This window comes from Kocuria sp. KD4 (assembly GCF_011769905.1).
GTDB classification, from domain to species: Bacteria; Actinomycetota; Actinomycetes; order Actinomycetales; family Micrococcaceae; genus Kocuria; species Kocuria marina.
On record NZ_CP050449.1, the window covers coordinates 1811605 to 1834503 of the forward strand.

Here is a 22899-nt window from a genome sequence, read left to right on the forward strand (position 1 = left end):
CGGCGCCACCCGTACGGTGATCGATCGATCGTGGGGGGGACTACTCGGAGGTCACGGCGCTGCTTTCCGCGCGGGCACGACGGCGCTCGCGGCGTCGTCGTGCGAGCGGGACGTGGACCCTGGCCACGAGCCCGCGGTGCGCGCGGTGCATCAGCATCTTCAGGGGCCCCGCGAGAAACGGCGCAGCCTCAGGCCGGAGCCGAACACCAGGAACAAGGCGACACCCACGTACACCGCGAGCGTGCCCCACGCGTTCCATTCCGCGGGCAGCTTGCCGACCAGTCCCAGACCGAAGTCGTAGAAGATCACCGAGAAGATCAGGTTCTGCAGCACGTAACACGTCATGGCCATCCGACCCACCCAGCTCAGCCCGGTGCGCACGGCCACGAAGGTCTCCAGGCCTTCCGCGACCATCCCCCGTACGACTCGGTGTTGCGCAGCCCACCGCCGCCGTTGCCGACGGCGCCCAGGATCGCCGGCGCCGATGGACGAACGGCTCGAGGACTGGCCCGGCAGCAGGGTGAGCACCGTGATCATCACGGCGTGCAGCGCCAGGCCGATCCAGAGCCAGATCTTCTAGGCCTGGGGAGTCGTGGCCAGCACCGCCGCGACCACCAGGGCCGCGAGACTGCTTACGGACGAGCTCGAGAAGAGCCAGATGTTGGTCAACAGGGTGCCCAGGAGCGCCAGGCCGCGCAGGACTTCCAGAGCCACGAGCCGTCTGCTCGTACTCAGGGCGAGGGCCTGGGCCCCGTCCACCGCACCTGCCGAGTCACCGGACGGCGGGTGGCAACACCCCGCGAGTGATCCTTGACCGCACGGACGGGGAGTGTTTGTGAGGAGTCAGAGTGTCTACGCGACTGCGGAGTGCCCGCGCGGATCCTGTCGGTCCGCGCGAGCCGCTACCCCTGCTCGCGCGGTGCCAGCACGGCGTGCAGCGCCTCAAGTACGGAATCGTCCTCGATGGTCGAGGGCACCGTGTACTTCTCCCCGTCCGCCATCTGACGCATGGTCTTGCGCAGGATCTTCCCCGAGCGGGTCTTGGGCAGGGCGTCCACCACGGCCACGTCCTTGAAGTCCGCCACGGGCCCTATCTGCGAACGCACCATGCCCACGAGGTCCTCGCGCAGCTTCTGGGGTTCGATGTCCGATCCGGTCTTGAGCACCACATACCCGCTGGGGCGCTGACCCTTGAGGGGATCGTTCACACCGATCACCGCGCACTCGGCCACGTCCGGGTGGGTTGCCACGACCTGCTCCATGTGCCCCGTGGACAACCGGTGCCCGGAGACGTTGATGACGTCGTCGGTGCGGCCCATCACGAACACGTACCCGTTCTCATCGATGTAGCCCGAGTCCCCCGTGGCGTAGTAGCCCGGGAACGCCGAGAGGTAGGAGGACACGAACCGCTCGTCGTTGCGCCACAGGGTCACCAGGGTGCCCGGCGGCAGGGGCAGCCGCACTGCGATGTTGCCCTCTTCCCCCGGGCCCAACGGCTCACCCACGGGGTCGAGGATCTCCACGTTGAACCCGGGCACGGGGACCGTGGGCGAGCCCGACACTATTGGCAGCTTCTCGATCCCGAAGGGGTTGGCGCAGATGGCCCACCCGGTCTCGGTCTGCCACCAGTGGTCCACCACGGGCACCCCGAGCACGTCCGAGGCCCAGCGGTGGGTCTCCGGGTCCAGTCGCTCACCGGCCACGAACAGCGTCTGCAGCGAGGAGATGTCGTAGTCGCGCACGAGGTCCCCCTGCGGATCGGCCTTGCGGATCGCGCGCAGCGCCGTGGGGGCGGTGAACAGCACCTTGACCCCGTGCTCGGCCACGCGCTTCCAGAAGGCCCCGGCGTCCGGGGTGCCCACGGGCTTGCCCTCGTAGACCACGGTGGTCGCGCCGGCCAACAGGGGCCCGTAGACGATGTAGGAGTGGCCCACGACCCATCCCACGTCCGAGGCGGTCCACATCACGTCCCCGGCGCCGATGTCGTAGATGTTGCGCATGGACCAGCTCAGGGCCACCGCGTGCCCGCCGTTGTCCCGCACCACGCCCTTGGGGGTGCCCGTGGTGCCGGAGGTGTAGAGGATGTAGAGCGGGTCGGTGGCCTTGACCGTCACGGGCTCCGCGGGCGTCACGCCGTCCTGCGCCTCGGTCCACGACAGCCACGCGGGCCCGCCGTCGCCGGCCCGCTCGCGCGCCTGGGCCACGGTCGTGACGAAACCGTCCCGTTCGTGCACGAGCACCGCCGACGGCGCGTGGTCGCTCAACTGCAGAGCCTCCTCGATCGCGGGCAGGTACTCGATCCGGCGCTTGGGCTCCACGCCACCGGACGCGGTGACGACGACCACCGGGGCGGAGTCGTCGATCCGGCTCGCCAGTTCCTTGGGGGCGAAACCCCCGAACACGACGGAGTGCACCGCACCCAGTCGCGCGCACGCGAGCATCGCGATCAGGGACTCCGCGATCATGGGCATGTAGAGCAGCACCCGGTCCCCCTTGGTCACACCCTGGGCGGCGAGCGCGCCGGCGAAGCGGGCCACGCGCTCCTGCAACTGCGCGTACGTGATGTGTTCCTGGGTGTCCAGCACGGCAGAGTCGTAGATCAATGCCGTGCGTTCCCCGTGCCCCGCGGCCACGTGACGGTCCACGGCGTTGACGCACGTGTTGAGCTCCCCGTCCGGGAACCACCGGTAGAGGGGTGCGGCGGAGTCGTCGAGTGCGCGGGTGGGTGGGCTCACCCAGTCCACGGCGTCGGCGGCGTCGAGCCAGAACCGCTCGGGGTCCCCCACGCTGGAACGGTAGACGGATGCGTACGTGGCCTCGGACATGGCTTCCTCCGCGGGTGGTCGTGGTGAGGATCGGTGCCACCAGGATAGTGTCCCTGATCACACAAAACAAGAGTTTTGTATACACACGCCGCGTAACTTCCTCTTCAGTCCCGGAAAACTCTTGGCGCATGACGGGCTCGTGTATACACTGAAAGAACTTTCGATCTTCAGGAGGAGCCATGCGAGCGGGTGAGCGTGCCTACCGCGAACTGCGCGCGGACATCGTGTCGTGGCGCCTGGTCCCCGGGCAGGTCCTGGGCGAAGTGGACCTCTCCGAACGGCTCGGCATCTCCCGCACCCCCGTGCGCGAAGCGCTGTCCCGGCTCACCGCGGACGGGCTCACCGAGCCGCACAACGGCCGCGGCGTCGTCGTCAGCGCCCTGTCCGCGGACGACGTGCGCGCCCTCTACGAATTGCGCGACACGCTCGACTGCCGGGCCGCCGAACTCGCTGCCCAGCGCGGCGACCCAGAGACGTTCCGAGCGCTCGCGGACGAACTGTCCCACGCGGCGGAGCGGCTCTCGGACGACCCCGACCACCCCGCGTACTACGATCTCGTGGACCGCATGGACGAACAGATCGACGCCGCCGCGGGCAACCCCTACCTGCAACAGGCCCTCGAGAACGTGCGTCTGCACCTTGCCCGCGTGCGCCGGCTCGCCACCTCCGATCCGCAGCGGCTGGCCGCCGCGGCCGCCGAACACGAGGCGATCGCCCGCGCGATCGCGCACGGGGACGCACCCCTGGCCGTCGCGACCACGCGCGTGCACCTGAAGAACGCCCTGAGCAAGGCCCTCGGCTCCCCCGCGCTCGCGCGGGCCCGCCCGGAGGCCTCCTGACCGGGGCGTACGCCCCACGAACCATCCGCAAGCCCGCGGAGACATCCCAGAGACACCTCGCAGCGAAAGGAACGCCCGTGACCGTCGAACACACCGTGCGCACATACTCGTCCAAGGAGGAACTGCCCCGCGAGGAGCAGCTCGCCCACAAGCTCGCGAGCGTCGCGACCGACCCGGTGGCCGTGGAGCCCGAGGTCGTGGACATGGTCATCAACCGGATCATCGACAACGCGTCCGTGGCCGTGGCCTCCCTCAACCGCGGGCCCATCGTCTCCGCGCGCTCGCAGGCCCTGTGCCACCGGGTCGTCGACGGCGGCGGTTTCTCGGGCACCGGCGCGCTGCTCTACGGCGCCCCGGACGACGACGCCGCGGTCTCCCCAGAGTGGGCCGCGTGGGCCAACGGCGTGGCCGTGCGCGAGCTGGACTACCACGACACGTTCCTGGCCGCGGAGTACTCCCACCCCGGGGACAACATCCCGCCCATCCTGGCGGTGGCCCAGCACGTGGGCAGCTCGGGCGAGGACCTCGTGCGCGCGATCGCCACCGGGTACGAGATCCAGGTGGACCTGGTCAAGGGCATGTGCCTGCACGAGCACAAGATCGACCACATTGCGCACATCGGTCCGTCCGCCGCCGCGGGCATCGGCACGCTGCTCGGCCTGGACACCGAGACCATCTTCCAGGCGATCGGTCAGGCACTGCACACGACCACCCAGACCCGGCAGTCCCGCAAGGGCGAGATCTCCACGTGGAAGGCCCACGCGCCCGCGTTCGCCGGGAAGATGGCGGTCGAGGCCGTGGACCGCGCGATGCGCGGGCAGACCTCCCCGACCCCCATCTACGAGGGCGAGGACGGCGTGATCGCGTGGCTGCTCTCGGGCCCGGAGGCCCGCTACACGGTGCCCCTGCCGGCCCCGGGTGAGCCCAAGCGCGCGATCCTGGACACGTACACCAAGGAGCACTCGGCGGAGTACCAGGCCCAGGCGTGGATCGACCTGGCGCGCAAGCTGCACCGCGAGCACCCGGAGGTCACCGACCCCGCCAACGTGGCCTCGGTGCTCATCAAGTCCTCCCACCACACCCACTACGTGATCGGTTCCGGGGCCAACGACCCCCAGAAGTACGATCCCACGGCGTCGCGTGAGACCCTTGACCACTCGATCCCGTACATCTTCACCGTGGCCCTGCAGGACGGCGCGTGGCACCACGTGGACTCCTACGCCCCCGAGCGTGCGGGCCGCCAGGACACCGTGGAGCTGTGGCACAAGGTCACCACGCAGGAGGACCCGGAGTGGACCCGCCGATACCACTCCCTGGACATCTCCGAGAAGGCGTTCGGCGGTTCCGTGGAGATCACCCTCACGGACGGCACCGTGATCACGGACCAGATCGCCGTGGCGGACGCCCACCCGCTCGGTGCCCGCCCGTTCGCGCGGGAGCAGTACATCACCAAGTTCCGTACCCTGGCCGAGGGCATCGTGGCCCCGGAGGAGATCGAGCGGTTCCTGGACGCGGTCCAGCGCGTCCCCGAACTGGGTGCCGGGGAGCTCGGGCAGCTGAACATCACGGCCGCCGTGGAGCTGGAGACCTCAGCGAAGGGAATCTTCTGATCATGCTGTACACCACCGTGACCCCCGCCGAGAAGCGCGAACGGTTCCGCGAACTGCTCGCGGCCCCGGAGATCGCCCGTTTCCCCGGAGCGTTCACGCCCCTGTCCACCAAGCTCATCCAAGAGCAGGGCTTCGAGGGCGTCTACATCTCCGGCGGCGTGCTCGCCAACGAACTGGGCCTGCCGGACATCGGTCTCACGACCCTGACCGAGGTGGCCACGCGCGCCGGTCAGATCGCGCGCAGCACGGACCTGCCGTGCCTCGTGGACGCGGACACCGGATTCGGTGAGCCCATGAACGTTGCCCGCACCGTCCAGGAACTCGAGGACGCCGGCCTGGCCGGTTGCCACATCGAGGACCAGTTCAATCCCAAGCGCTGCGGCCACCTGGACGGGAAGAACGTGGTGGACACCGCCACGGCCACCAAGCGGATCAAGGCCGCCGTGGAAGCCCGCCGGGACCCGAACTTCGTGGTCATGGCCCGCACGGACCTGCGCGGTGTGGACGGACTGGATGCCGCGATCGACCGGGCCAAGGCCCTCGCCGACGCCGGCGCGGACGTGATCTTCCCCGAGGCCATGGCGGACCTCTCGGAGTTCGAGCGCATGGCTGAGGCCCTGGACGTGCCGATCCTGGCCAACATGACCGAATTCGGCAAGTCCCAGCTGTTCACCACGCAGCAACTGCACGGTGCAGGGGTGTCCATGATCATCTACCCCGTGTCCCTGCAGCGCCAGGCCCTCGGCGCCATGGAACGCCTGCTCACCACCATCCGGGAGGACGGCACCCAGCAGGCGCAGGTAGAGAACATGCTCACCCGTAAGCGGCTGTACGAACTCGTGGACTACAACGGGTACAACCAGTTCGATTCCGGGGTGTTCAATTTCGAGGTCCCCGGGACCCCGGACGCCTGAACCCCTCTGTTCCCACCACGCCAAGTGTGGTGTGGTGGGAACACTCAGTCCGTGCACGAGCCCGATCGTCGAAGGAGATCACCGTGGCCGATACCGAGATCCACAAAGGACTCGCCGGGGTGGTGGCTGACACCACCGCCGTGTCCAAGGTCAATGCAGAGACCAACTCGCTGCTCTACCGGGGCTACCCGGTGCAGGAACTCGCGCAGAACTGTTCCGCGGAACAGGTGGCGCTGCTGTTGTGGAACGGCGAGCTGCCGTCCGAGGACGAGCTCACCGCGTTCCACAAGCTGGAGCGTTCCCACCGCGCGCTGACGCCCGAGCTCAAGCGCGTCATCGACGAGCTGCCCACCACGTGCCACCCCATGGACGTGTGCCGCACCGCCGCCTCGGTGATCGGCGCGCAGCACCCGCACGCAGAGGACAACTCCCCCGAGGCGGAGCTGCGCAAGGCCCAGGAACTGTTCGCCGTCATGCCCGCCGTGGTGTGCTACGACCAGCGCCGCCGTCACGGCCAGGACCTCGTGGACCCCCGCGAGGACCTCGATTACTCCCAGAACTTCCTCTGGATGGCCTTCGGCGAGGAACCCGCCCCGGAGGTCGTGGACGCGTTCCGGGTGTCGATCATCCTGTACGCGGAACACTCGTTCAACGCTTCCACCTTCACGGCGCGCGTGATCACCTCCACGCTCGCGGACCTGCACTCGGCAGTGACCGGGGCCATCGGCGCCCTCAAGGGCCCCCTGCACGGCGGTGCCAACGAGGCCGTGATGCACACGTTCGAGGAGCTCGGGATCCGCAAGGACGAATCCGCCGAGGAAGCGGAGAAGCGCGCCAAGGAGTGGATGGACCAGGCGCTCGCGGAGAAGAAGAAGGTCATGGGCTTCGGCCACCGCGTGTACAAGCACGGTGACTCGCGCGTGCCCACCATGCAGGACGCCCTGTTCCGCATGCTCGAGCACTACGACCGGCCCGAGGTCCTTGGGCTCTACAACGGTCTGGCCAAGTCCATGGACGAGGCCAAGTCCATCAAGCCCAACCTGGACTACCCCGCGGGCCCCACGTACTGGCTCATGGGGTTCGACATCCCCGCGTTCACGCCCATCTTCGTGGCCGCGCGGATCGTGGGCTGGACCGCGCACATCATGGAGCAGCGCGCAAACAACTCGCTGATCCGCCCGCTCTCGGACTACAGCGGCCCGGACGAGCGTCACCTGTCCTGAGCTTGGGACACCACGACGGCCCGCCGCCCCTTCACACGTGAGAGGTGGCGGGCCGTCGTCAGTACTTCGGGGCCCGCGGCAGACCCATGTAGGACTCCACCGTCGCGGACCTGCTGTTCTTCAAACTCGTGGCCGTGGCGGTGCCCACGTAGCGCAGGTGCCACGGTTCGTAGGCGTACCCGGTGGTTGCGGTGTGCCCGTTGGGGTAGCGCACCACGAACCCGTAGGTGTGCCCATTCGCGGCGATCCACTTCCCCTGTGGGGTGTTGCCGAAGCACGGGAGCAGACCGCAGGTGGCCCCGGGGGCGCCCACGTCGATCGCGAGGCCGGTCTGATGTTCGGAGTGACCGGCCCGCGCGGAAATGGTGTCGGCGGTGGCCTGTCCGTACAGGGCCGTGTACTCGCGGTAGAGGCGCGCTTGGGTGTCGTAGTCGCGGTACCCGCTCACCGGGACCAGCGTGACCCCCTGTGCGGCCGCGGCACGGCTCATGCGCTGGTAGGCCGCTGCAGCGTCGTCCCGTAGCAGGACTCCCCCGCCCACCGAACGTAACGGAGCCGGGGCGTAGGTGCGCGGGGACAGCGGGCGTTTCTTGTTCACGACCACGGACACGCTGCGGGCATCGTCGATGTCCCGGTGCACCCGCGCTCCTCCCTGGGCGGTCCAGGTGATGCGGCCGCGCTGGTAGCGGACCTCGCACGTGCCACCCGTGCAGGTCTCACGCGTCACGGGGTACCCCAGGGCCCCGTGCTCGGAACCCTCCGCGCGCCACTTCGCCAGGATCCCGCCGCGCTGGGCCCGCGCACCGGTCGTGGACGTCCAGTGGATCGTGCCCTTCTGGTACTGCCGATAGCAGCCGCGGTCCCGCAGGCCACAGCGTTCGGCGGACGTGGGCTTGCCCAACCATGCGCCGGGATTCGGCAGGGCGCGGTACTCGTTGTCGATCCCCGCCCCGGCGTGGGCCGGTGCCATGCCGCCCACGAGCAGCAGCGCGGCCAACAGGGCGGTGAGCAGGGCCGGACGACGCATGACGGTTCGCATGAGGCCACAATAGGTGTTGCGCGTGACGCGCGGTCGGCCTATGGGCGAACAGCCGACGACGCCGCTCCCCGCCCCTTGCGGGCCCGGCGCCCACGCACGGGAGGTCCCGGGCTCCGGGCGGTGCGGCGGGCGACGTCGCCGGCTCGGTGTGCGGGCGGAACGTCACCCACTCCGTGTGCTGCGGCTCCCGACGTGGTCGGCTCAGTGCGCTGCCCCGACGCTGCCGGCTCAGCGCGCTCGCGGGTGGGACGTCGCGTAGACCTCGCGCAGGGACTCCACGGACACGCGCGTGTAGATCTGGGTCGTGGCCAGGGAGGCATGTCCCAGCAGTTCCTGCACAACCCGCAGGTCCGCGCCGCCCTCTAGCAGGTGCGTGGCGAACGAGTGGCGCAGCGTGTGCGGCGTGATCCGCTCCTCCTGGTGGATCGTGCGCGCGGCGTCCTTGACCATGTTCCACGCCGTCTGCCGCGAGATCCGCGTGCCGCGAGCATTGAGGAACACCGCCGGGCTCCCCCGACCGTGCCGCGCCAACTCGGGGCGGGCCCGGACAAGGTAGCGGTCCAGGGCCGCCACGGCGAACGATCCCACGGGCACGAGCCGTTGCTTGGCGCCCTTGCCCGTCACACGGATCAGGGCGAGGTCCTCGTCGTGCAGACCGGCGAGGTCGTCCACATCCAGCGCGACGGCCTCGGAGATACGCGCACCCGTGGCGTACAGCAGTTCGAGGAACGCCCGGGCCCGCAGTCCCGCGGGTGTGTCCGGGTCCGGGGCGGCCAGGAGGTTCTCGACCTCCGTGACGCCGATGGCCTTGGGCAGCCGCTGCGGCGGCATGGGCGGGCTCACGCGGGACGCGACGTCCGTGTCCACGCTCGACTCCGTGACCCAGAACGCGTGGGCCCCCCGCACCGCCGCGAGCACCCGCGCACTGCTGCGCGCGGACAGCGCCGGGTGGCCGGCGTCGCCCTCGCGGATGCTCCGCACGAACGCCCGCACGTGATCGGCCGTGATGTCCCTGGGCACGCGCACGTGCGCGGCGGTCGCCGTGAGGTGCTGCAGGTAGCGCGCGAGGTCCCGGCGGTACGCACTCACGGTGTTCGCTGCGAGTCCGCGCTCGACCACGAGGTGGTCCAGGTAACGCGCCACGGCCCGCCGCAGTTCCGGTGCGGCCTCCGCCTCGGTCGTCGAGTCCGACGGCGCCGCACCCGCCCTCGGTCCCCCGTCCACGATCGGCAGTGGTTCGGTGATGGGACCGTGCGGCTCGAGGGAGTCGTTCACCCCTCGTGCCGCGGCCGCGAGGTCCATTCGGCGTCCGGTGCGCGCAGCGTGGCCCAGTCCCGGGACCGCGCGATGTGCGTGGCGAGGATGCCGAGCGTGGCCGTAGGGGACGTGATCCGCCCGGCCATGACCGCGGCCACGGCGTCGTCGAGGTCCGCGAAACCAGCCACGATCTCCGCCTCCTCGCCCTCGCGTTCGAACCGCTCGGACTCGGGGACCTCGCTCAGGTCACGGGCCAAGAAGATCCGGTTGGCCTCCGCCGAGGAGCCCGGCGAGTTGTCGAAGTCCACGAGCGTGTGCCAGGTCCGGGCCGTGAGATCCGCTTCCTCGCCCAGCTCGCGCTGGGCCGCCTGCAGCGCGGGTTCCCCGGACACGTCGAGCAGCCCCGCTGGGATCTCCCACATCCGCTTGCGCACGGGGTGGCGGTACTGGTTGATGAGCAGGATTCGTTCCTTCTCGTCCAGCACGACCACGGACACCGCCCCCGGGTGCGTGATGAACTCCCGGGTCAGCGGTTCCTCCTGGCCCGCCATGCGGAAGGACTCACTGCACACGTCCCAGATGGCGCCGTCGTAGACGGTCCGCGAATCCGTGACGGTGTGCGGATCCGGGCGATCCGTCAGCTGCTCGGCGGTGATGCTCGTGTACTCCACGGCTCAGCCCTTGGCCTGGACGCCCCGGCGCTCGAGAGCGGCCTTGACGAGGCCGTCGAACAGCGGGTGCGGACGGGTCGGGCGGGAGGCCAGCTCGGGGTGTGCCTGCGTGGCCACGTAGTAGGGGTGCTCCTCACGGGGCAGCTCCACGAATTCCACGAGCGTGCCTTCCGGGGACGTGCCCGAGATCCGCAGCCCGGCCTCCGAGAGGGCGTCGCGGTACGCGTTGTTGACCTCGTAGCGGTGGCGGTGACGCTCGGAGACCTCCGTGGCACCGTAGGCCTCGGCCACCACGGAACCCTCGGCCAGCGCGGCGGGGTACAGGCCCAGACGCATGGTGCCGCCCAGGTCACCGGCGCCCTCCACGAACTGCTTCTGCTCCTCCATGGTCGCGATCACGGGAGTGTCCGTGTCCGGGTCGAACTCGGTGGAGGAGGCGTTGGGCAGGCCCACGACGTCGCGCGCGTACTCGATGACCATGCACTGCAGCCCGAGGCACAGCCCCAGGGTGGGCACCTTGTGCTCACGGGACCAGCGCAGGGCGCCGAGCTTGCCCTCGAGCCCACGGATGCCGAAGCCCCCGGGGATCAGGACGGCGTCCACGTCACCGAGTTCGCGCTGGGCGCCCTCTGGGGTGTCGCACAGGTCGGAGGCGACCCACTTGATGTGCACGCGGGCGTTGTTCGCGAATCCACCGGCCCGTAGCGCCTCGGACACGGACAGGTACGCGTCCGGGAGGTCGATGTACTTGCCCACGAGCGCGACCGTCACGTGGTGCTCGGGCTCGTGCACCGCGGTGAGCAGGCGGGACCACTGTCGTAGATCGGCGTCCTGGTAGTCCAGACCCAGGTAGTCCAGGATGTAGGTGTCCAGACCCTGGCTGTGCAGGGTGTTGGGAATGTCGTAGATGCTGGGGGCGTCCGCGCACGAGATCACGGCGTCCAGGTCCACGTCGCACGCGGCACCGATCTTGCGCAGCATCGCGTCCGGGACGTCCCGGTCGCAGCGCAGCACGAGGGCGTCGGGCTGGATGCCCAGACCGCGCAGCGAGGCCACGGAGTGCTGGGTGGGCTTGGTCTTGAGCTCACCGGACGGGCCGATGAACGGGATCAGGGACACGTGCAGGTAGAACACATTGCGCCGACCCACGTCCTGGCGCACCTGGCGCGCGGCCTCGATGAAGGGCTGGGACTCGATGTCACCGACCGTGCCGCCGATCTCGGTGATGATGATGTCCGGGGCGTTCTCGTCATCGGCGCGGCGGCGCATCCGGCGCTTGAGCTCGTCCGTGATGTGCGGGATGACCTGCACGGTGTCACCCAGGTACTCGCCGCGGCGTTCCTTGGCGATCACCGTGGAGTACACCTGACCGGTGGTCACGTTCGCGGAGGCGTCCAGGTTCTCGTCCAGGAAGCGCTCGTAGTGACCGATGTCCAGGTCCGTCTCGGCGCCGTCGTCCGTGACGAAGACCTCACCGTGCTGGAAGGGGTTCATGGTTCCGGGATCCACGTTGAGGTACGGATCCAATTTCTGCATGGTCACGGACAGGCCGCGCGAACGCAGAAGCATCCCGAGTGAGGACGCGGTGAGCCCCTTGCCGAGGGACGAGGCCACACCTCCCGTGACGAAGATCTGTCGGGTCACCTTACCGTCGTTCTTTTCTGTGCCTGCCTCGTGGGCGGCGTCCTGAGCATTCACCACGGGATTCGAGCCTACCATTCGTGTCTCGTCGGGGCGTTGGGGGTCGTCGGTCATGCGGTGGCGTCCCGCACGAGTTCTCGCGCGTGTTCGCGGGCCGCACGGGAGTCCTCGTGGCCCGCGAGCATGCGGGCCAGCTCCACCACGCGTTCCTCGTCCGTGAGCACTTTCACGTCCGAGACGCTCGAGTCCGAGGACTTGGTCACCAGGATGTGCTGATCCGCGAACGCAGCGACCTGGGGAAGGTGGGTCACCACGAGCACCTGTACGTTCTTGGCGAGCATCTTCAGCCGCCGGCCGATCTCTACGGCAGCCTTGCCGCCCACACCGGAATCGACTTCATCGAACACGAACGTAGGCACGGGGTCCACCTCGGAGAGCACCACCTCGAGCGCGAGCATGATGCGCGAGAGCTCACCACCGGAGGCACCCTTGCCCAGCGGGCGGGGTGTGGCCTGCGGGTGGGGCGCGAGCATGAACTCGATCGTGTCCCTACCGTCGTCCGTGAAACGCTCGGAGGGTTCCACCGCCACCACGAGGGACGCGTTGGGCATGGCCAGCGCGCTCAGTTCCTCGCTCACGGCGCCCGCGAGTTTTTTGGCGGCCACCCGTCGCAGCTCCAACAGCCTGGTCGCGTGCTTCACGAGGGCCGCATGCAGGCTCTCGCCCTCCGCGCGCAGCTGTTCCTCGCGTTGGGGGTCCACCACGAGCCCCTCGAGCCGGGTCCGGGCCTCGTCCGCCCAGGACAGCACTTCGTCGATGCTCGCACCGTACTTCTTGGTCAGCGCGCGCAGGGCACTGCGGCGGGCCTCGACCTCGGCGAGCCGCGCGGGACCGTCCTCGTCCAGACCGCTCGCGTATCCCGAGAGGTCCGCGGCGACGTCGGCGGCGACCACGGTCAGCTCCCGCACCCGGGTGGCCAGGGCCACGAGTTCGGGGTCGGACTCCGCCACGAGGTCGAGCGCCTGTTGCGCGTGGGACAGCAGGGCGACGGCGTTGAGGTCCGGTTCGTCGTCCGCGTCGGATCCGCTCAGGGCCCCGTGGGCGGACAATGCCGCACCGCGCAGGGCCTCGAGGTTAGTGAGCTTCTCGCTCTCCGCGTCCAACTGGGCGTCCTCGCCCGGAACGGGCTCCACGGCGTCGATCTCCTCGAGCGCGGTGGTCAACGCCTGGGCCTGCAGCGCTCGTTCGCGGGAGTTTTCCTTGGCCGCGCGCAACGTGGCCACGACCTCCCGGTAGCGCGCGAGTTTGCCGCGGTAGGTGGCGAGCTCCTCGGCAACGTCCACGCCGGCGTACTCGTCGAGCGCCGTGCGCTGGGCCGCCGGGGACTTCAGGCGTAGCTGGTCGGACTGCCCGTGGACGGCTACGAGGGTCTCACCGACGGCGCCGAGCGTGCCCACCGGTGCGGAACGGCCGCCCACATGGGCGCGACTGCGCCCCTCGGCCGAGACGGTGCGGGAGAGCAGGACCAGGGACTCCTCGGTGCCATTGACCCTCTCGCTGTCCACCGCACCACCGGATTCCTCCACGAGCGCCACAGCGGCGTGGTCCGACGGCACCCGCACGGTGGCTTCCGCTAGCGCCTTGGTGCTGCCCGAGCGCACGGACCCGGCGTCCGCGCGGTTGCCGAGCAGCATGCCGAGCGCGGTGACCACCATGGTCTTCCCCGCGCCGGTCTCACCCGAGAGGATCGACAACCCGGGGCCCAGGGGCAGGACGGCGTCCGTGATGACGCCGAGGTCGTGGATGTGGATCTCCTCGATCATGACCGGGAGGTCCCGTCCGGCCGGTCGCCGGTCCGCTCACCGGTCGAGGGGCCGCCATCGAGCCAGGGCGCGTCGTTGTGGTGCGGGATCTCCCGGCCCACGCTGAGCTTGAGTTGTTCCTCGTCCTGAGCGACCACCTTGGTGGTGGGCTGCACGACAGACAGGGCCGAGGTGAGGGCCTCGAGCTGTTCCTTGGGCATGGGGCCACGCCATCCGGCGATCGGCAGTTCGAACTTCTTGACGAGGCGTTCGGAGAACGGGGTCGCGTGCATGCGGGCCAGGTTCACGGACTTCTCGGACCGGCGCACCTCGATGCGCGATCCCGGGGGCAGGTCCACGGTTCGCCGTCCGTCGCACCACAGGACACCGCGGGCATCCGTGCGGGTGAGCACCTCCACGGCCATCATGGAGCGCGGGGAGATCACGAGGGGGCGGGAGAACAGGGCATGGGCGGACAGCGGGACCATGAGCAGGGCCTCGACCTCCGGCCAGACCACGGGACCACCCGCGGAGAACGCGTAGGCCGTGGAGCCGGTGGGGGTGGCCATGACCACGCCGTCACACCCGAACGTGGACAGCGGCCTGCGGTCCACCTCCGTGACGACCTCGATCATCTTCTCCCGGTTGCCCTTCTCCACGGAGGCCTCGTTGAGCGCCCACGTGTGCAGGACTTTTCGGCGCTGCTCCCACACGGTGATGTCCAGGGCCATGCGCCGCTCCACCGTGTAGCGACCGTCGACGATGGCCTCCACGGTCTCGCTCAGCCCGGAACGCTCGGACTCGGCGAGGAAGCCCACGTGACCCAGATTGACGCCCAGCAGAGGGGTGTCCACTCCGCGCACCAGTTCCGCCGCGCGCAGGATGGAGCCGTCACCGCCGAGCACCATGACGATCTCGATCTCGCGCAGCGCCACGTCCTCCTCGAGGATCTCCACGGGTGCCATGTCCGACCCGTCCGCACGCAGGGCCTCGAGGTCCGGGCGGCAGAGGACGGGTACGAGCCCGGCGTCGTGCAGTTGTTCGCAGGACTGGCGGGCCGCTTCCTTGGCCTCGTGCCGCCCCGTGTGGGTCATCACCAAGATTTTCCGGCTCACGAGCTGAAGACCATCCTCCTGCGATCGACTCCCACGGTGGGCTGACTCAGCCAACACTACGCGAGAGCCCCGACGCGGTCAGTGCTTCGGGCTGCGGCACCACACGAAGAACTCCACGTTGCCGTCCTGGCCCGGCAGCGGACTGGGCGCCGTGCCGAGGACCTCGAGCCCGGCGTCGCGCGCGCACGCCCGTACGCGCTCCACCGCCGCTTCCCGCGCGGCGTCGGACGTCACGACGCCGGTGCGGGACAGCGCGTGCGCCCCCACCTCGAACTGGGGTTTGACCATGAGCAACAGGTCCCCTCCACGCTCCGTGGCCGCCGCGAGCGCAGGGACCACGAGGGTCAGGGAGATGAAGGAGAGGTCGCACACCGTGAGTTGGGCGGGGCCGCCGATCTCGGCGGAATCCAGGTAGCGCACGTTGAGCCCCTCGTGGACCCGGACGCGGGGGTCCGCGCGCAGTTCGGGGACCAATTGGTCGTGCCCCACGTCCACCGCCACGACCTCGCGCGCACCACGGCGCAACAGGACGTCCGTGAACCCTCCGGTGGACGCCCCCGCATCCAGACAGCGCTTGCCCGCAGGGTACACGTCCGGGAACCGTTCGAGCGCGCCGGCCAGTTTGTGCCCGGCGCGGCTCACGTACTCCTCGCCCTCGGCTGCCGCGACCTCGAGCGTGGCCTCCGAGGTGACCACGGCGGAGGGTTTCGTGGCCGCGGACCCGTTCACACTCACGCGCCCGGCCTTGATCAGAGCGGCGGCCACGGTGCGGGACCGGGCGAGACCGCGCGCGGTCAGCGCCCGGTCGAGCCGATCGTTCACGGGTGCTCCCGCTCCCCCGCGGCGTCCGACCCAGGCTCCGTCACGGAGTCGATGAGCCCGGCGGGCAACGAACCCGGAGACGCGTTGAGGATCCGCTCCAGTTCCTCGTGCAGGACCTCGTACGCCGCCGCCTGTTCCGTGACGGGGAGCGCGGCGATGTTTGCTTCACGCGCGAGCACGCGGTCCACGGGGTCCAGGCCGGTGTGCGGGGGCTCGGGGTGTTCCTCGTTCACGCGGGGTCCTGCCACGTCAGCGACGGTTCGTGAGCGACGTCGACGTCGGGATGGGCGGCCCACCACGCGGCGCATGCAGCGCGCCAACCGTCCAGGCTGTCGCGAGGCGCGGTGACCGTCACGGCGGTGCTGTCGGTCTCCGCGACGGCCTCGCGGCACCGCGCGCGGAACCGGTCGCCGTCGTGCGTGACGTCCACCCGGGGATACGGTTCGAACAGCTCACGCAGGTTCCCCAGGAAGTAGGTGGGGCGCTGGGACGTGCACGCGGCGAGCACCGAACGCGGCGAGTCCACCCCGGTGAACACCTCGATCCCGGGCATGCCCGCGTTGTTGGCCCCGAGGATGTCGGTGTCCAGCCGGTCCCCCACGACTGCGGGGTTGCGGGCGCCGACGCGCTCGGCCGCCTCGCGGAAGATGGGGGCCTCGGGTTTGCCCGCGACCACGGGTTCCCGGCCCGACGCCGCGGCAACAGCGGCCACGAGCGTCCCGTTGCCGGGGGCGATCCCCCGTTCCTTGGGGATGGTGCGGTCGGTGTTGGTCGCGCACCACAGCACGGCGTCGTCCGCAAGGGTGAAGGCGGCCTCGGCGAGGTGCTCCCATCCGATGTGCGGGTCGAAGCCCTGCACCACGGCCTCCGGTTGCTCGTCCTGGGAGATCACGGGGGTCAGTCCCACGGCGCGGATCTCGTCCGCGAGCGCCTGTGCCCCCGTGATCAACACTTTCGCCGACCGCGGGAGTCGCTCCGCCAGCAAAGCCGCGGCTGCCTGGGCGGAACTCACCACGTCCTGCGTCCGAGCGGGAGCGCCGAGGGACGAGATGTGCTCGGCCACCGCTTCGGGGGATCGGGATGCGTTGTTGGTCACGTACATCACCGCGCGCCCCGAGTCCTTCACTCGCTTGAGGCTCTCCGGGGCGCCGTCGATCGCGTGCGGTCCCGCGTAGACCACACCGTCCAGATCGCACAGCAAGGCGTCGAACCGTTCGATGAGCGTCGCGTCCTCGCTCCCCTCCTCGCGGGCGGGATCAGTTGCGGTCATGACCGGTGTCCGTCCCGTGCTCGCCGTCGGCGCTCTCGGCGGGTGCGTGGTTGTCGGCTGACGCGTCACCCGGAGCGGCCGCGTCGTCCGACGGCGCTGTCTCCACCCGCGCAGGGGCCGCCTCCTCGTCGGAGTCCGTGCTCACTTCGGGGGCGTCATCACTGGGGCGGTCCGCGCTGTGTCGCTTCTGGGCCTCCCGGACGGTGCGCCGAGCGTCGTCCTCGTCCAGGTCGTCACCCAGGTCCACGATCTCGGGCTCGGAGAACTGGCCCATGCCCAGCGCCGCCTCCGCGACGATGGCCTGGCGATCCCACGACATGGCCTCGCTGTCGCGACCCACCGCGCGCAGGGCGTCCGCGTACGCGCGGAAGAGTTTGGGGCTGTAGGAGAACCCGCGGTTCTTGTCGAGCTGGGGGATCTCGAGCGCCGCGAGCGCGGCCTGTTCGTCACCGGCGTCGGCGTGGATCCCGGACACGACCATGGCGAGCTCGGCCTTGCCCTCGGCGTCCAGCGCATCAGCGGCATCCGAGATGGCCTCTTCCATGGCCTTGTCCACGCGGCCCAGGGCACGCTGGGCGTCCACCATGAGCGGCAGGTGTGCCTGCGAACCGGAGATCCGCCGGTGGGTGCGCAACTCCTTCAGGGCGAGCGCGTAGTCACCGGCCGCATACGCCGCGATCCCGGCAACCTCGCGCACAGCGCCGATCCGCCCCGCCTTACGCACGGCGGCGTTCGCGTGTTCAAGGGCGAATTCGGGATCGTCGTCGAGATAGCGCGCCGCCATCACGAGGTGTTTGGACACCCGCTCGGCATTGCTCGCCTCGAGGGCCTGCAGTTCCCGGCGCACGGTCCGGTCGATTTCCCGACCCGTGACGTCCGCGTCGATGTCCGGGGCCACGAACCGCGGCTGGGCATCTCGGCGGTCATCGCGCTCGGGGCCACGTGCGTCACCGCGCCGGTCGTCACGGTAGTCGCGGCGCTCGTCGCGCGCTCCGAAGCCGCGCCCGCCGCCCTGACGAGCCCGGTCACCGCCCCGGCCCGCGAAGCCCCCGTCCCGGCGATCCCGGTCCCCGCGATCATCACGTCGCCCGTAGCCGCCCTCACGCCTGTCGTTCCGACGTCCATAGCCGCCCTCACGACGGTCCCGGTCACCACGCTCGTCCCGACGCCCGTAGCCGCCCTCACGCCTGTCGTCCCGACGCCCGTAGCCGCCCCGTTCCTCACCACGAGCGCCGTCGCGCGGACCGCGTCGATCGTCGTCACGGCGGTAGCCGCCTCGCCGGTCATCATTCCTGCGCTCGTCACCGCGCCCGCCGTAACTCCCCGCCCGCTCGTCCCGGCCCCGGTATCCGCTGCGAGCGTCGTCGCCGGATGAACGGCGTCCGCTGCCGCCTCGGCCGCCGAAACCGTCCCGATCTCCGGGACGGCCCCCCGAGCCCCCGCGGTACGAGGAGCGATCGGAGCCACGGCGATCCGTGCCCCGACGATCGTCGTCGCCCCGGGAGAACCGGCGGTCTCCCCCACCGCGGGATGAACCGCGCTCGTCACGGCCCCACCGGCCGCCGCGGTCACCCCCGCCGCGTCGACGATCGGAACGATCGTGGGAACCGTGCTGTTCAGATTCGCTCAAGGGGTGTCTCCTACTGCGGCCTGCGGCCATGGTGCGGGGGCGGGATCTGGCACCGCCGGATGTTCTCGAAGAGCATTCTACAAACGGTGCGCGGAGCACTCCCAACGCCATGGACGGGCCGGTCGCGGCACTCGAACGGGCCGCGGCGGGATGATCCGCGCGCGGAGTGAACCGCAGGAGGGTGGGCGCCGTACATAATGAAGCATGCGTTTGAGATCCCTCTCCAAAAACCTGCTTCTGCGGGTCCTCGTGGCCATCGTCCTGGGCGTCGTCTTCGGCCTCTTCTTCCCGGAATGGCTCGCACGGGTGTTCATAACCTTCAACGGCATCTTCAGCCAGTTCCTGGGGTTTCTGATCCCCCTGATCATCGTGGGCCTCGTGACACCGGCCATTGCGGATCTGGGGCGGGGCGCGGGCAAGTGGTTGGCCGTGACGGCGGCCATCGCGTACGGGTCCACCATTTTCGCCGGTCTCCTGGCGTTCCTCGTGGCCAAAGCGAGCTACCCGTGGCTGCTGGGCGGTGACAGGTCCGTCAACGGGCTGGAGAACCCGGAGGACCACGCCCTGAGCGGGTTCTTCGACATCACCATGCCACCCGTGTTCGACGTGATGACAGCTCTCATCCTGGCCTTCTGCATCGGCGTGGGGATCACGTTCGTCAAGGGCAACTCCCTGCACCGCGGGTTCGGGGAGCTGCGCACGATCGTGATGCGGATCGTGGAGAAGATCATCATCCCGCTATTGCCCGTCTACATCTTCGGCATGTTCCTGAGCCTCACCATGAACGGGCAGATCGTCCTGGTGATCTCCACCTTCCTGCGCGTGGTGATCCTGGCGTTCATCATGACCGTGGTGATCCTGATCATCCAGTACTGCCTGGCGGGCCTCGTGGCCAAGCGCAACCCGTTCGTGATGCTCAAGAACATGCTCCCGGCGTACGCCACGGCGCTGGGCACGTCATCGTCCGCGGCGACCATCCCCGTGACCTTGGAATGTACCAAGCGCAACGGCGTGGACGAGCGCGTCGCCGGGTTCACCATTCCCCTGTGCGCCACGATCCACCTCTCCGGGTCCACCATGAAGATCGTGCTGTTCTCCCTGGCGATCATGACCATCTCGGGGATGCCCATCAACACGTGGCAGTACATCGGGTTCATCCTGCTGCTGGGCGTGACCATGGTCGCCGCGCCCGGTGTCCCCGGCGGCGCGATCATGGCCGCGGTCGGCATCCTGCAGTCCACCCTGGGCTTCGACGAGACCGCCGTGGGGCTCATGATCGCCACCTACGTGGCCATCGACTCGTTCGGCACCGCATGTAATGTCACCGGCGACGGCGCCATCGCCGCCGTCATGGACCGCATGCTCAAGGACAAGAACGGGCGCCTGCGTGACGCCCCCGCGGAGTCGACCGTCTGACCATCTCGTGCGGGCCTCGCAGCCCGCACCTGCGATCCATAACGACGGCGCGTCGCACTGTGCGACGCGCCGTCGTCGTCATCTCGTGGCCGGGTGCCGGTACGGGTGGCCCGCTCAGGGAACACCCGCTCAGGAGACCCCGGTGATCACGGAGAGTCCCGCCGAAGCGAGGCCGGCGAACAGGACACCCCACAGCACGATCGAGATGCACTGCCAGAAGATGATCTTCCCCTTGGCCACGCCAGCCCCGGCCATCATGGACGAGGTGATCTGACTGGGCAGCACGGCCTGACCCAGGATTGACACCCCGGCCACCCCGTACTTCTCGAACATCCTCACGAAACGCTGCTGACGTTTGCTCGGCTCCTTGCGCTCGTCCCGATTGCGCGTGAAGAACTTCCGGACCCGCTCCGCGAACAGGACCAACAGGGTCATGGAGACGATGTTGCCGATCACGGCGAAGAGCACCGCCATCACGGGATGGATCCCCGCGATGACCCCCACCGCCGAGGCCCCGTAGGACTCGATGAACGGGATCGCCCCGCCCAGCATCAGGAACAGGGCCTGAACGGTCTGCCCCGCGGCCTCCACATTCTCCTGCAACCACTGCATGGCGTTCTTCCTCTCCTCCGGCGGGTGCTTGAGCGCCGCGCTGTGGACGTGTGTTCGGGCTGTCGTGCCCTTCTGCCCACCACTCTTCCGCGCGGGGACCGTTCGCGGCAGTGAGCCCGCGTCACCACCATGGCCACGGATGTCATCAGCCCACATGACACGTGTCATATCCGGATCACCCGGCCCCTAGGGTGGAGGCATGTCGGCGATCCCTACGTCCGCGCCGGTCCACGGCGCAGAACAGCACGAGCTCGACCTCGCGCGGCAACGCCGGAACATGAGCCTGGTGTGGTGGAGCACCTACCTCACGCTGGTGGGCATCCTGCTCTACGTGTTCTTCCTGAACTTCGCGGCCATCGCGTTCAGGCCATCGGCGGCCGCGTACGTCACGACGGGGATCATCGGCGTGACGAGCCTGCTGTGCTGGGCCGCAGGGCTGTTGCGGATTCGTCGGGGTGTGAGTCGGGCGGCCGTGTTGACTCCTTTCATGGGTGTGGCTGCGATCCTGGGGATTGTGTGCGCCGTTCTCGCGGCGAGCGTCGGCCCCCGAGGGGTTTACGCCGCACTCCCCCTGGCCGTCGTGGTCATGACGGCCGGCCTGCAGCCCGAGCACCGCTGGCGCTGGTTGTTCCTCGTGGCCGCTGCGATCCCGCCCGTGTACCTCTTGGTCTGTTGGGCCATGGGGGTGATGGACCCGACCGCGATGGACGTCGCCATGACCATCCAGTACGCGGGGATCGTCCTGCTCGCCATCCCCTCCTCGTTGTGGGTCTGGGGCGTCATGCTACAGCTGGAGGCCGCTCAGCGCCGTGCCGCGGACCTGGCCATCGCGAACGAGCGGCTGCGCTTCGCGGCGGACCTGCACGACGTCCAGGGACATCACCTGCAGGTCATCAGCCTCACCACGGATCTCGCGGCCCGCCTGCTCGGCAAACAGCAGTACGACGCCGCCCGCGAGCAGGTCCTCGCGGCTCACGCAGGCGCGCAGGAAGCCTTGCGTGACACACGCTCCCTGGTCCAGGGTTATCGCTCCACCACTCTCGTGGACGAGCTCGAGAACGCGTCCTCCGTTCTCGACGCGGCCGGGATCTACACGGACGTGGACCTGCCCCCGATGCTGCGGACCTGGGCCGGTCGCTCACGACCCTTCCCCGACTGCATCGAGGACGGCCGCGGTGACACCGTCACGAGCAATGTGCTGGGCCTCGTTGTGCGGGAGGGCACGACCAACATCCTGCGGCACTCCCACGCCTCCTCCGCGCGGATCTCGCTGCGTTTGATCTCGTCCACGGGTCGTGATGACGACGCCGCACCCACCGGTCGTGCCGCACGGCGGCGACGCCTGCCGGGCGGGGGCGCTCATCTCGAACTCGTTATCCACAACGACGGCGCGTCCCCGTCCTCGGAATCCACGCCGGACGCCTCCACCGGGAACGGATTGGCGGGGCTGCGTGAACGACTGTCGGCGCTGGGAGGCACGCTCACGTACACCTTCGATCCCGCGCACGCCGGTTTTACCCTGACCGCGCGCGTGCCCATGACAGGAGACGACCATGAATGACGAGCGGATCACGATCCTTCTCGCGGACGACGAGCACCTGATCCGCGGGGCCCTTGCTGCCCTGCTGCGCCTCGAGGACGACTTCGACGTGGTGGCCGATGTCGCAGACGGGGCCGAGGCTCTACGGGCGGCTCAGCAGCACTCCCCCACTGTGTGCATCCTGGACCTGGAGATGCCGCCCACGGATGGCGTGGACACGGCGCAGCGCATCGAGAGCTCGGTGGACACCCGCATCCTCATGGTCACGCGCCACGCCCGTCCCGGAGTACTGCGCCGCACCCTGTCTGCGGGCGTGTCCGGGTTCCTACCCAAGTCCACGCCCTCCGAGAAGCTGGCCCAGGTGGTGCGGGACATCGCGGCCGGCAAGCGGTACGTGGATCCGGAAATCGCCGCCAGCGCGCTATCGGGTTCCGCATGTCCCCTGAGTGACCGGGAACTGGACGTGCTGCGTGAATCCGCGCAGCAGACCACTCTCGCGGACGCGGCTGCGGCCCTGCATCTCGCACCGGGAACCGTCCGGAACTACGTCTCCTCCGTCCTGGCCAAGTTGCACGTGTCCACCCGACAAGAGGCCGTGCAGCGGGCATGGGACGAGGGATGGATCTGAGAGTAAGAGGGCGTGACGCTGTCAACTCGCGTCGGGGTGCGGCAG

At 69.4% G+C, this 22899-nt stretch carries 21 protein-coding genes; 7 read left to right on the top strand and 14 right to left on the bottom strand.

The features are described from left to right. Nucleotides 1-159: 159 nt before the first annotated feature. The 3 genes from HBK84_RS08130 to HBK84_RS08140 form a co-directional block, all read right to left on the bottom strand. Nucleotides 160-537: a DUF418 domain-containing protein gene (locus HBK84_RS08130; protein ID WP_167318622.1), complete on the bottom strand. Its 378-nt coding sequence runs from the start codon at nucleotides 535-537 to the stop codon at nucleotides 160-162. A 39-nt stretch (nucleotides 538-576) separates the two neighbouring features. Next, nucleotides 577-714, bottom strand: a complete 138-nt coding sequence (locus HBK84_RS08135) for a hypothetical protein (protein WP_167317863.1) — start codon at nucleotides 712-714, stop codon at nucleotides 577-579. A gap of 188 nt (nucleotides 715-902) precedes the next feature. Next, on the bottom strand, nucleotides 903-2825 hold the full coding sequence (locus tag HBK84_RS08140; protein ID WP_167318623.1) for a propionyl-CoA synthetase: 1923 nt from the start codon (nucleotides 2823-2825) through the stop codon (nucleotides 903-905). Between the two features lie 179 nt (nucleotides 2826-3004). Here HBK84_RS08140 and HBK84_RS08145 point away from each other — a divergent pair, with 179 nt between their 5' ends. From HBK84_RS08145 to HBK84_RS08160, 4 genes are all read left to right on the top strand, one after another. Next, on the top strand, nucleotides 3005-3664 hold the full coding sequence (locus tag HBK84_RS08145) for a GntR family transcriptional regulator (protein ID WP_167318624.1): 660 nt from the start codon (nucleotides 3005-3007) through the stop codon (nucleotides 3662-3664). A gap of 77 nt (nucleotides 3665-3741) precedes the next feature. Further along, entirely contained in the window at nucleotides 3742-5274 is a 1533-nt protein-coding gene (locus HBK84_RS08150; RefSeq protein ID WP_098055189.1) for an MmgE/PrpD family protein, read from the top strand. A gap of 2 nt (nucleotides 5275-5276) precedes the next feature. Continuing rightward, a complete protein-coding gene (prpB, locus tag HBK84_RS08155) occupies nucleotides 5277-6188 on the top strand; it encodes a methylisocitrate lyase (RefSeq protein ID WP_167318625.1) in 912 nt (303 codons plus the stop codon). 83 nt (nucleotides 6189-6271) lie between these two features. Further along, nucleotides 6272-7411, top strand: coding sequence for a bifunctional 2-methylcitrate synthase/citrate synthase (locus HBK84_RS08160; protein WP_085105869.1), 1140 nt, complete (start codon nucleotides 6272-6274; stop codon nucleotides 7409-7411). 58 nt (nucleotides 7412-7469) lie between these two features. On the opposite strand, the gene HBK84_RS08165 is transcribed toward HBK84_RS08160, so the two are convergent. From HBK84_RS08165 to HBK84_RS12670, 10 genes are all read right to left on the bottom strand, one after another. Next, entirely contained in the window at nucleotides 7470-8450 is a 981-nt protein-coding gene (locus HBK84_RS08165) for a D-alanyl-D-alanine carboxypeptidase family protein (protein WP_167318626.1), read from the bottom strand. Between the two features lie 228 nt (nucleotides 8451-8678). Beyond that, entirely contained in the window at nucleotides 8679-9593 is a 915-nt protein-coding gene (locus HBK84_RS08170; protein WP_064845390.1) for a site-specific tyrosine recombinase XerD, read from the bottom strand. Nucleotides 9594-9721: 128 nt separating this feature from the next. Beyond that, nucleotides 9722-10378 carry an NUDIX hydrolase gene (locus tag HBK84_RS08175; RefSeq protein ID WP_167318627.1) on the bottom strand — a complete coding sequence of 219 codons (657 nt, stop codon included), beginning with the start codon at nucleotides 10376-10378 and terminating at the stop codon, nucleotides 9722-9724. A gap of 3 nt (nucleotides 10379-10381) precedes the next feature. Next, entirely contained in the window at nucleotides 10382-12097 is a 1716-nt protein-coding gene (locus HBK84_RS08180; RefSeq protein ID WP_167319171.1) for a CTP synthase, read from the bottom strand. 32 nt (nucleotides 12098-12129) lie between these two features. Then, a complete protein-coding gene (recN, locus tag HBK84_RS08185) occupies nucleotides 12130-13842 on the bottom strand; it encodes a DNA repair protein RecN (RefSeq protein ID WP_167318628.1) in 1713 nt (570 codons plus the stop codon). Then, nucleotides 13839-14936, bottom strand: coding sequence for an NAD kinase (locus tag HBK84_RS08190; protein ID WP_240918906.1), 1098 nt, complete (start codon nucleotides 14934-14936; stop codon nucleotides 13839-13841). Before HBK84_RS08190 ends, recN begins: the two co-directional genes overlap by 4 nt. Nucleotides 14937-15014: 78 nt before the next feature. Then, nucleotides 15015-15758 carry a TlyA family RNA methyltransferase gene (locus tag HBK84_RS08195; RefSeq protein ID WP_167318629.1) on the bottom strand — a complete coding sequence of 248 codons (744 nt, stop codon included), beginning with the start codon at nucleotides 15756-15758 and terminating at the stop codon, nucleotides 15015-15017. Then, nucleotides 15755-15991, bottom strand: coding sequence for a hypothetical protein (locus HBK84_RS08200; protein WP_064845384.1), 237 nt, complete (start codon nucleotides 15989-15991; stop codon nucleotides 15755-15757). The genes HBK84_RS08195 and HBK84_RS08200 overlap by 4 nt, the downstream gene beginning before the upstream one ends. Beyond that, nucleotides 15988-17028, bottom strand: coding sequence for an HAD-IIA family hydrolase (locus tag HBK84_RS08205; protein ID WP_167318630.1), 1041 nt, complete (start codon nucleotides 17026-17028; stop codon nucleotides 15988-15990). The genes HBK84_RS08200 and HBK84_RS08205 overlap by 4 nt, the downstream gene beginning before the upstream one ends. After that, a complete protein-coding gene (locus HBK84_RS12670; protein WP_206069140.1) occupies nucleotides 17015-18658 on the bottom strand; it encodes a hypothetical protein in 1644 nt (547 codons plus the stop codon). Before HBK84_RS12670 ends, HBK84_RS08205 begins: the two co-directional genes overlap by 14 nt. Before the next feature lie 204 nt (nucleotides 18659-18862). On the opposite strand from HBK84_RS12670, the gene HBK84_RS08215 reads away from it, so the two are divergent. After that, a complete protein-coding gene (locus HBK84_RS08215; protein WP_167318631.1) occupies nucleotides 18863-20074 on the top strand; it encodes a dicarboxylate/amino acid:cation symporter in 1212 nt (403 codons plus the stop codon). 129 nt (nucleotides 20075-20203) lie between these two features. Here the strand turns inward: HBK84_RS08215 and HBK84_RS08220 are convergent, their stop codons facing one another. Beyond that, complete coding sequence (locus HBK84_RS08220) at nucleotides 20204-20686, bottom strand: small multi-drug export protein (RefSeq protein WP_098055181.1); 483 nt, start codon at nucleotides 20684-20686, stop codon at nucleotides 20204-20206. Between the two features lie 199 nt (nucleotides 20687-20885). On the opposite strand from HBK84_RS08220, the gene HBK84_RS08225 reads away from it, so the two are divergent. Both HBK84_RS08225 and HBK84_RS08230 read left to right on the top strand, forming a co-directional pair. Further along, the gene (locus HBK84_RS08225) at nucleotides 20886-22247 is read left to right on the top strand and encodes a histidine kinase (protein WP_167318632.1); all 1362 of its coding nucleotides are present in this window, start codon (nucleotides 20886-20888) and stop codon (nucleotides 22245-22247) included. Continuing rightward, entirely contained in the window at nucleotides 22240-22854 is a 615-nt protein-coding gene (locus HBK84_RS08230) for a response regulator transcription factor (protein WP_167318633.1), read from the top strand. The genes HBK84_RS08225 and HBK84_RS08230 overlap by 8 nt, the downstream gene beginning before the upstream one ends. The last annotated feature ends 45 nt before the right edge of the window (nucleotides 22855-22899 follow it).

What these genes read in the sequence shown, in the direction of transcription:
- HBK84_RS08130 (WP_167318622.1), bottom strand. Translation starts at nt 537, where the DNA reads ATGATCACGGTGCTCACCCTGCTGCCGGGCCAGTCCTCGAGCCGTTCG.
- HBK84_RS08140 (WP_167318623.1), bottom strand. Translation starts at nt 2,825, where the DNA reads ATGTCCGAGGCCACGTACGCATCCGTCTACCGTTCCAGCGTGGGGGAC.
- HBK84_RS08145 (WP_167318624.1), top strand. Translation starts at nt 3,005, where the DNA reads ATGCGAGCGGGTGAGCGTGCCTACCGCGAACTGCGCGCGGACATCGTG.
- prpB (WP_167318625.1), top strand. Translation starts at nt 5,277, where the DNA reads ATGCTGTACACCACCGTGACCCCCGCCGAGAAGCGCGAACGGTTCCGC.
- HBK84_RS08165 (WP_167318626.1), bottom strand. Translation starts at nt 8,450, where the DNA reads ATGCGAACCGTCATGCGTCGTCCGGCCCTGCTCACCGCCCTGTTGGCC.
- HBK84_RS08180 (WP_167319171.1), bottom strand. Translation starts at nt 12,097, where the DNA reads ATGGTAGGCTCGAATCCCGTGGTGAATGCTCAGGACGCCGCCCACGAG.
- recN (WP_167318628.1), bottom strand. Translation starts at nt 13,842, where the DNA reads ATGATCGAGGAGATCCACATCCACGACCTCGGCGTCATCACGGACGCC.
- HBK84_RS08205 (WP_167318630.1), bottom strand. Translation starts at nt 17,028, where the DNA reads ATGACCGCAACTGATCCCGCCCGCGAGGAGGGGAGCGAGGACGCGACG.
- HBK84_RS08215 (WP_167318631.1), top strand. Translation starts at nt 18,863, where the DNA reads ATGCGTTTGAGATCCCTCTCCAAAAACCTGCTTCTGCGGGTCCTCGTG.
- HBK84_RS08220 (WP_098055181.1), bottom strand. Translation starts at nt 20,686, where the DNA reads ATGCAGTGGTTGCAGGAGAATGTGGAGGCCGCGGGGCAGACCGTTCAG.
- HBK84_RS08225 (WP_167318632.1), top strand. Translation starts at nt 20,886, where the DNA reads ATGTCGGCGATCCCTACGTCCGCGCCGGTCCACGGCGCAGAACAGCAC.
- HBK84_RS08230 (WP_167318633.1), top strand. Translation starts at nt 22,240, where the DNA reads ATGAATGACGAGCGGATCACGATCCTTCTCGCGGACGACGAGCACCTG.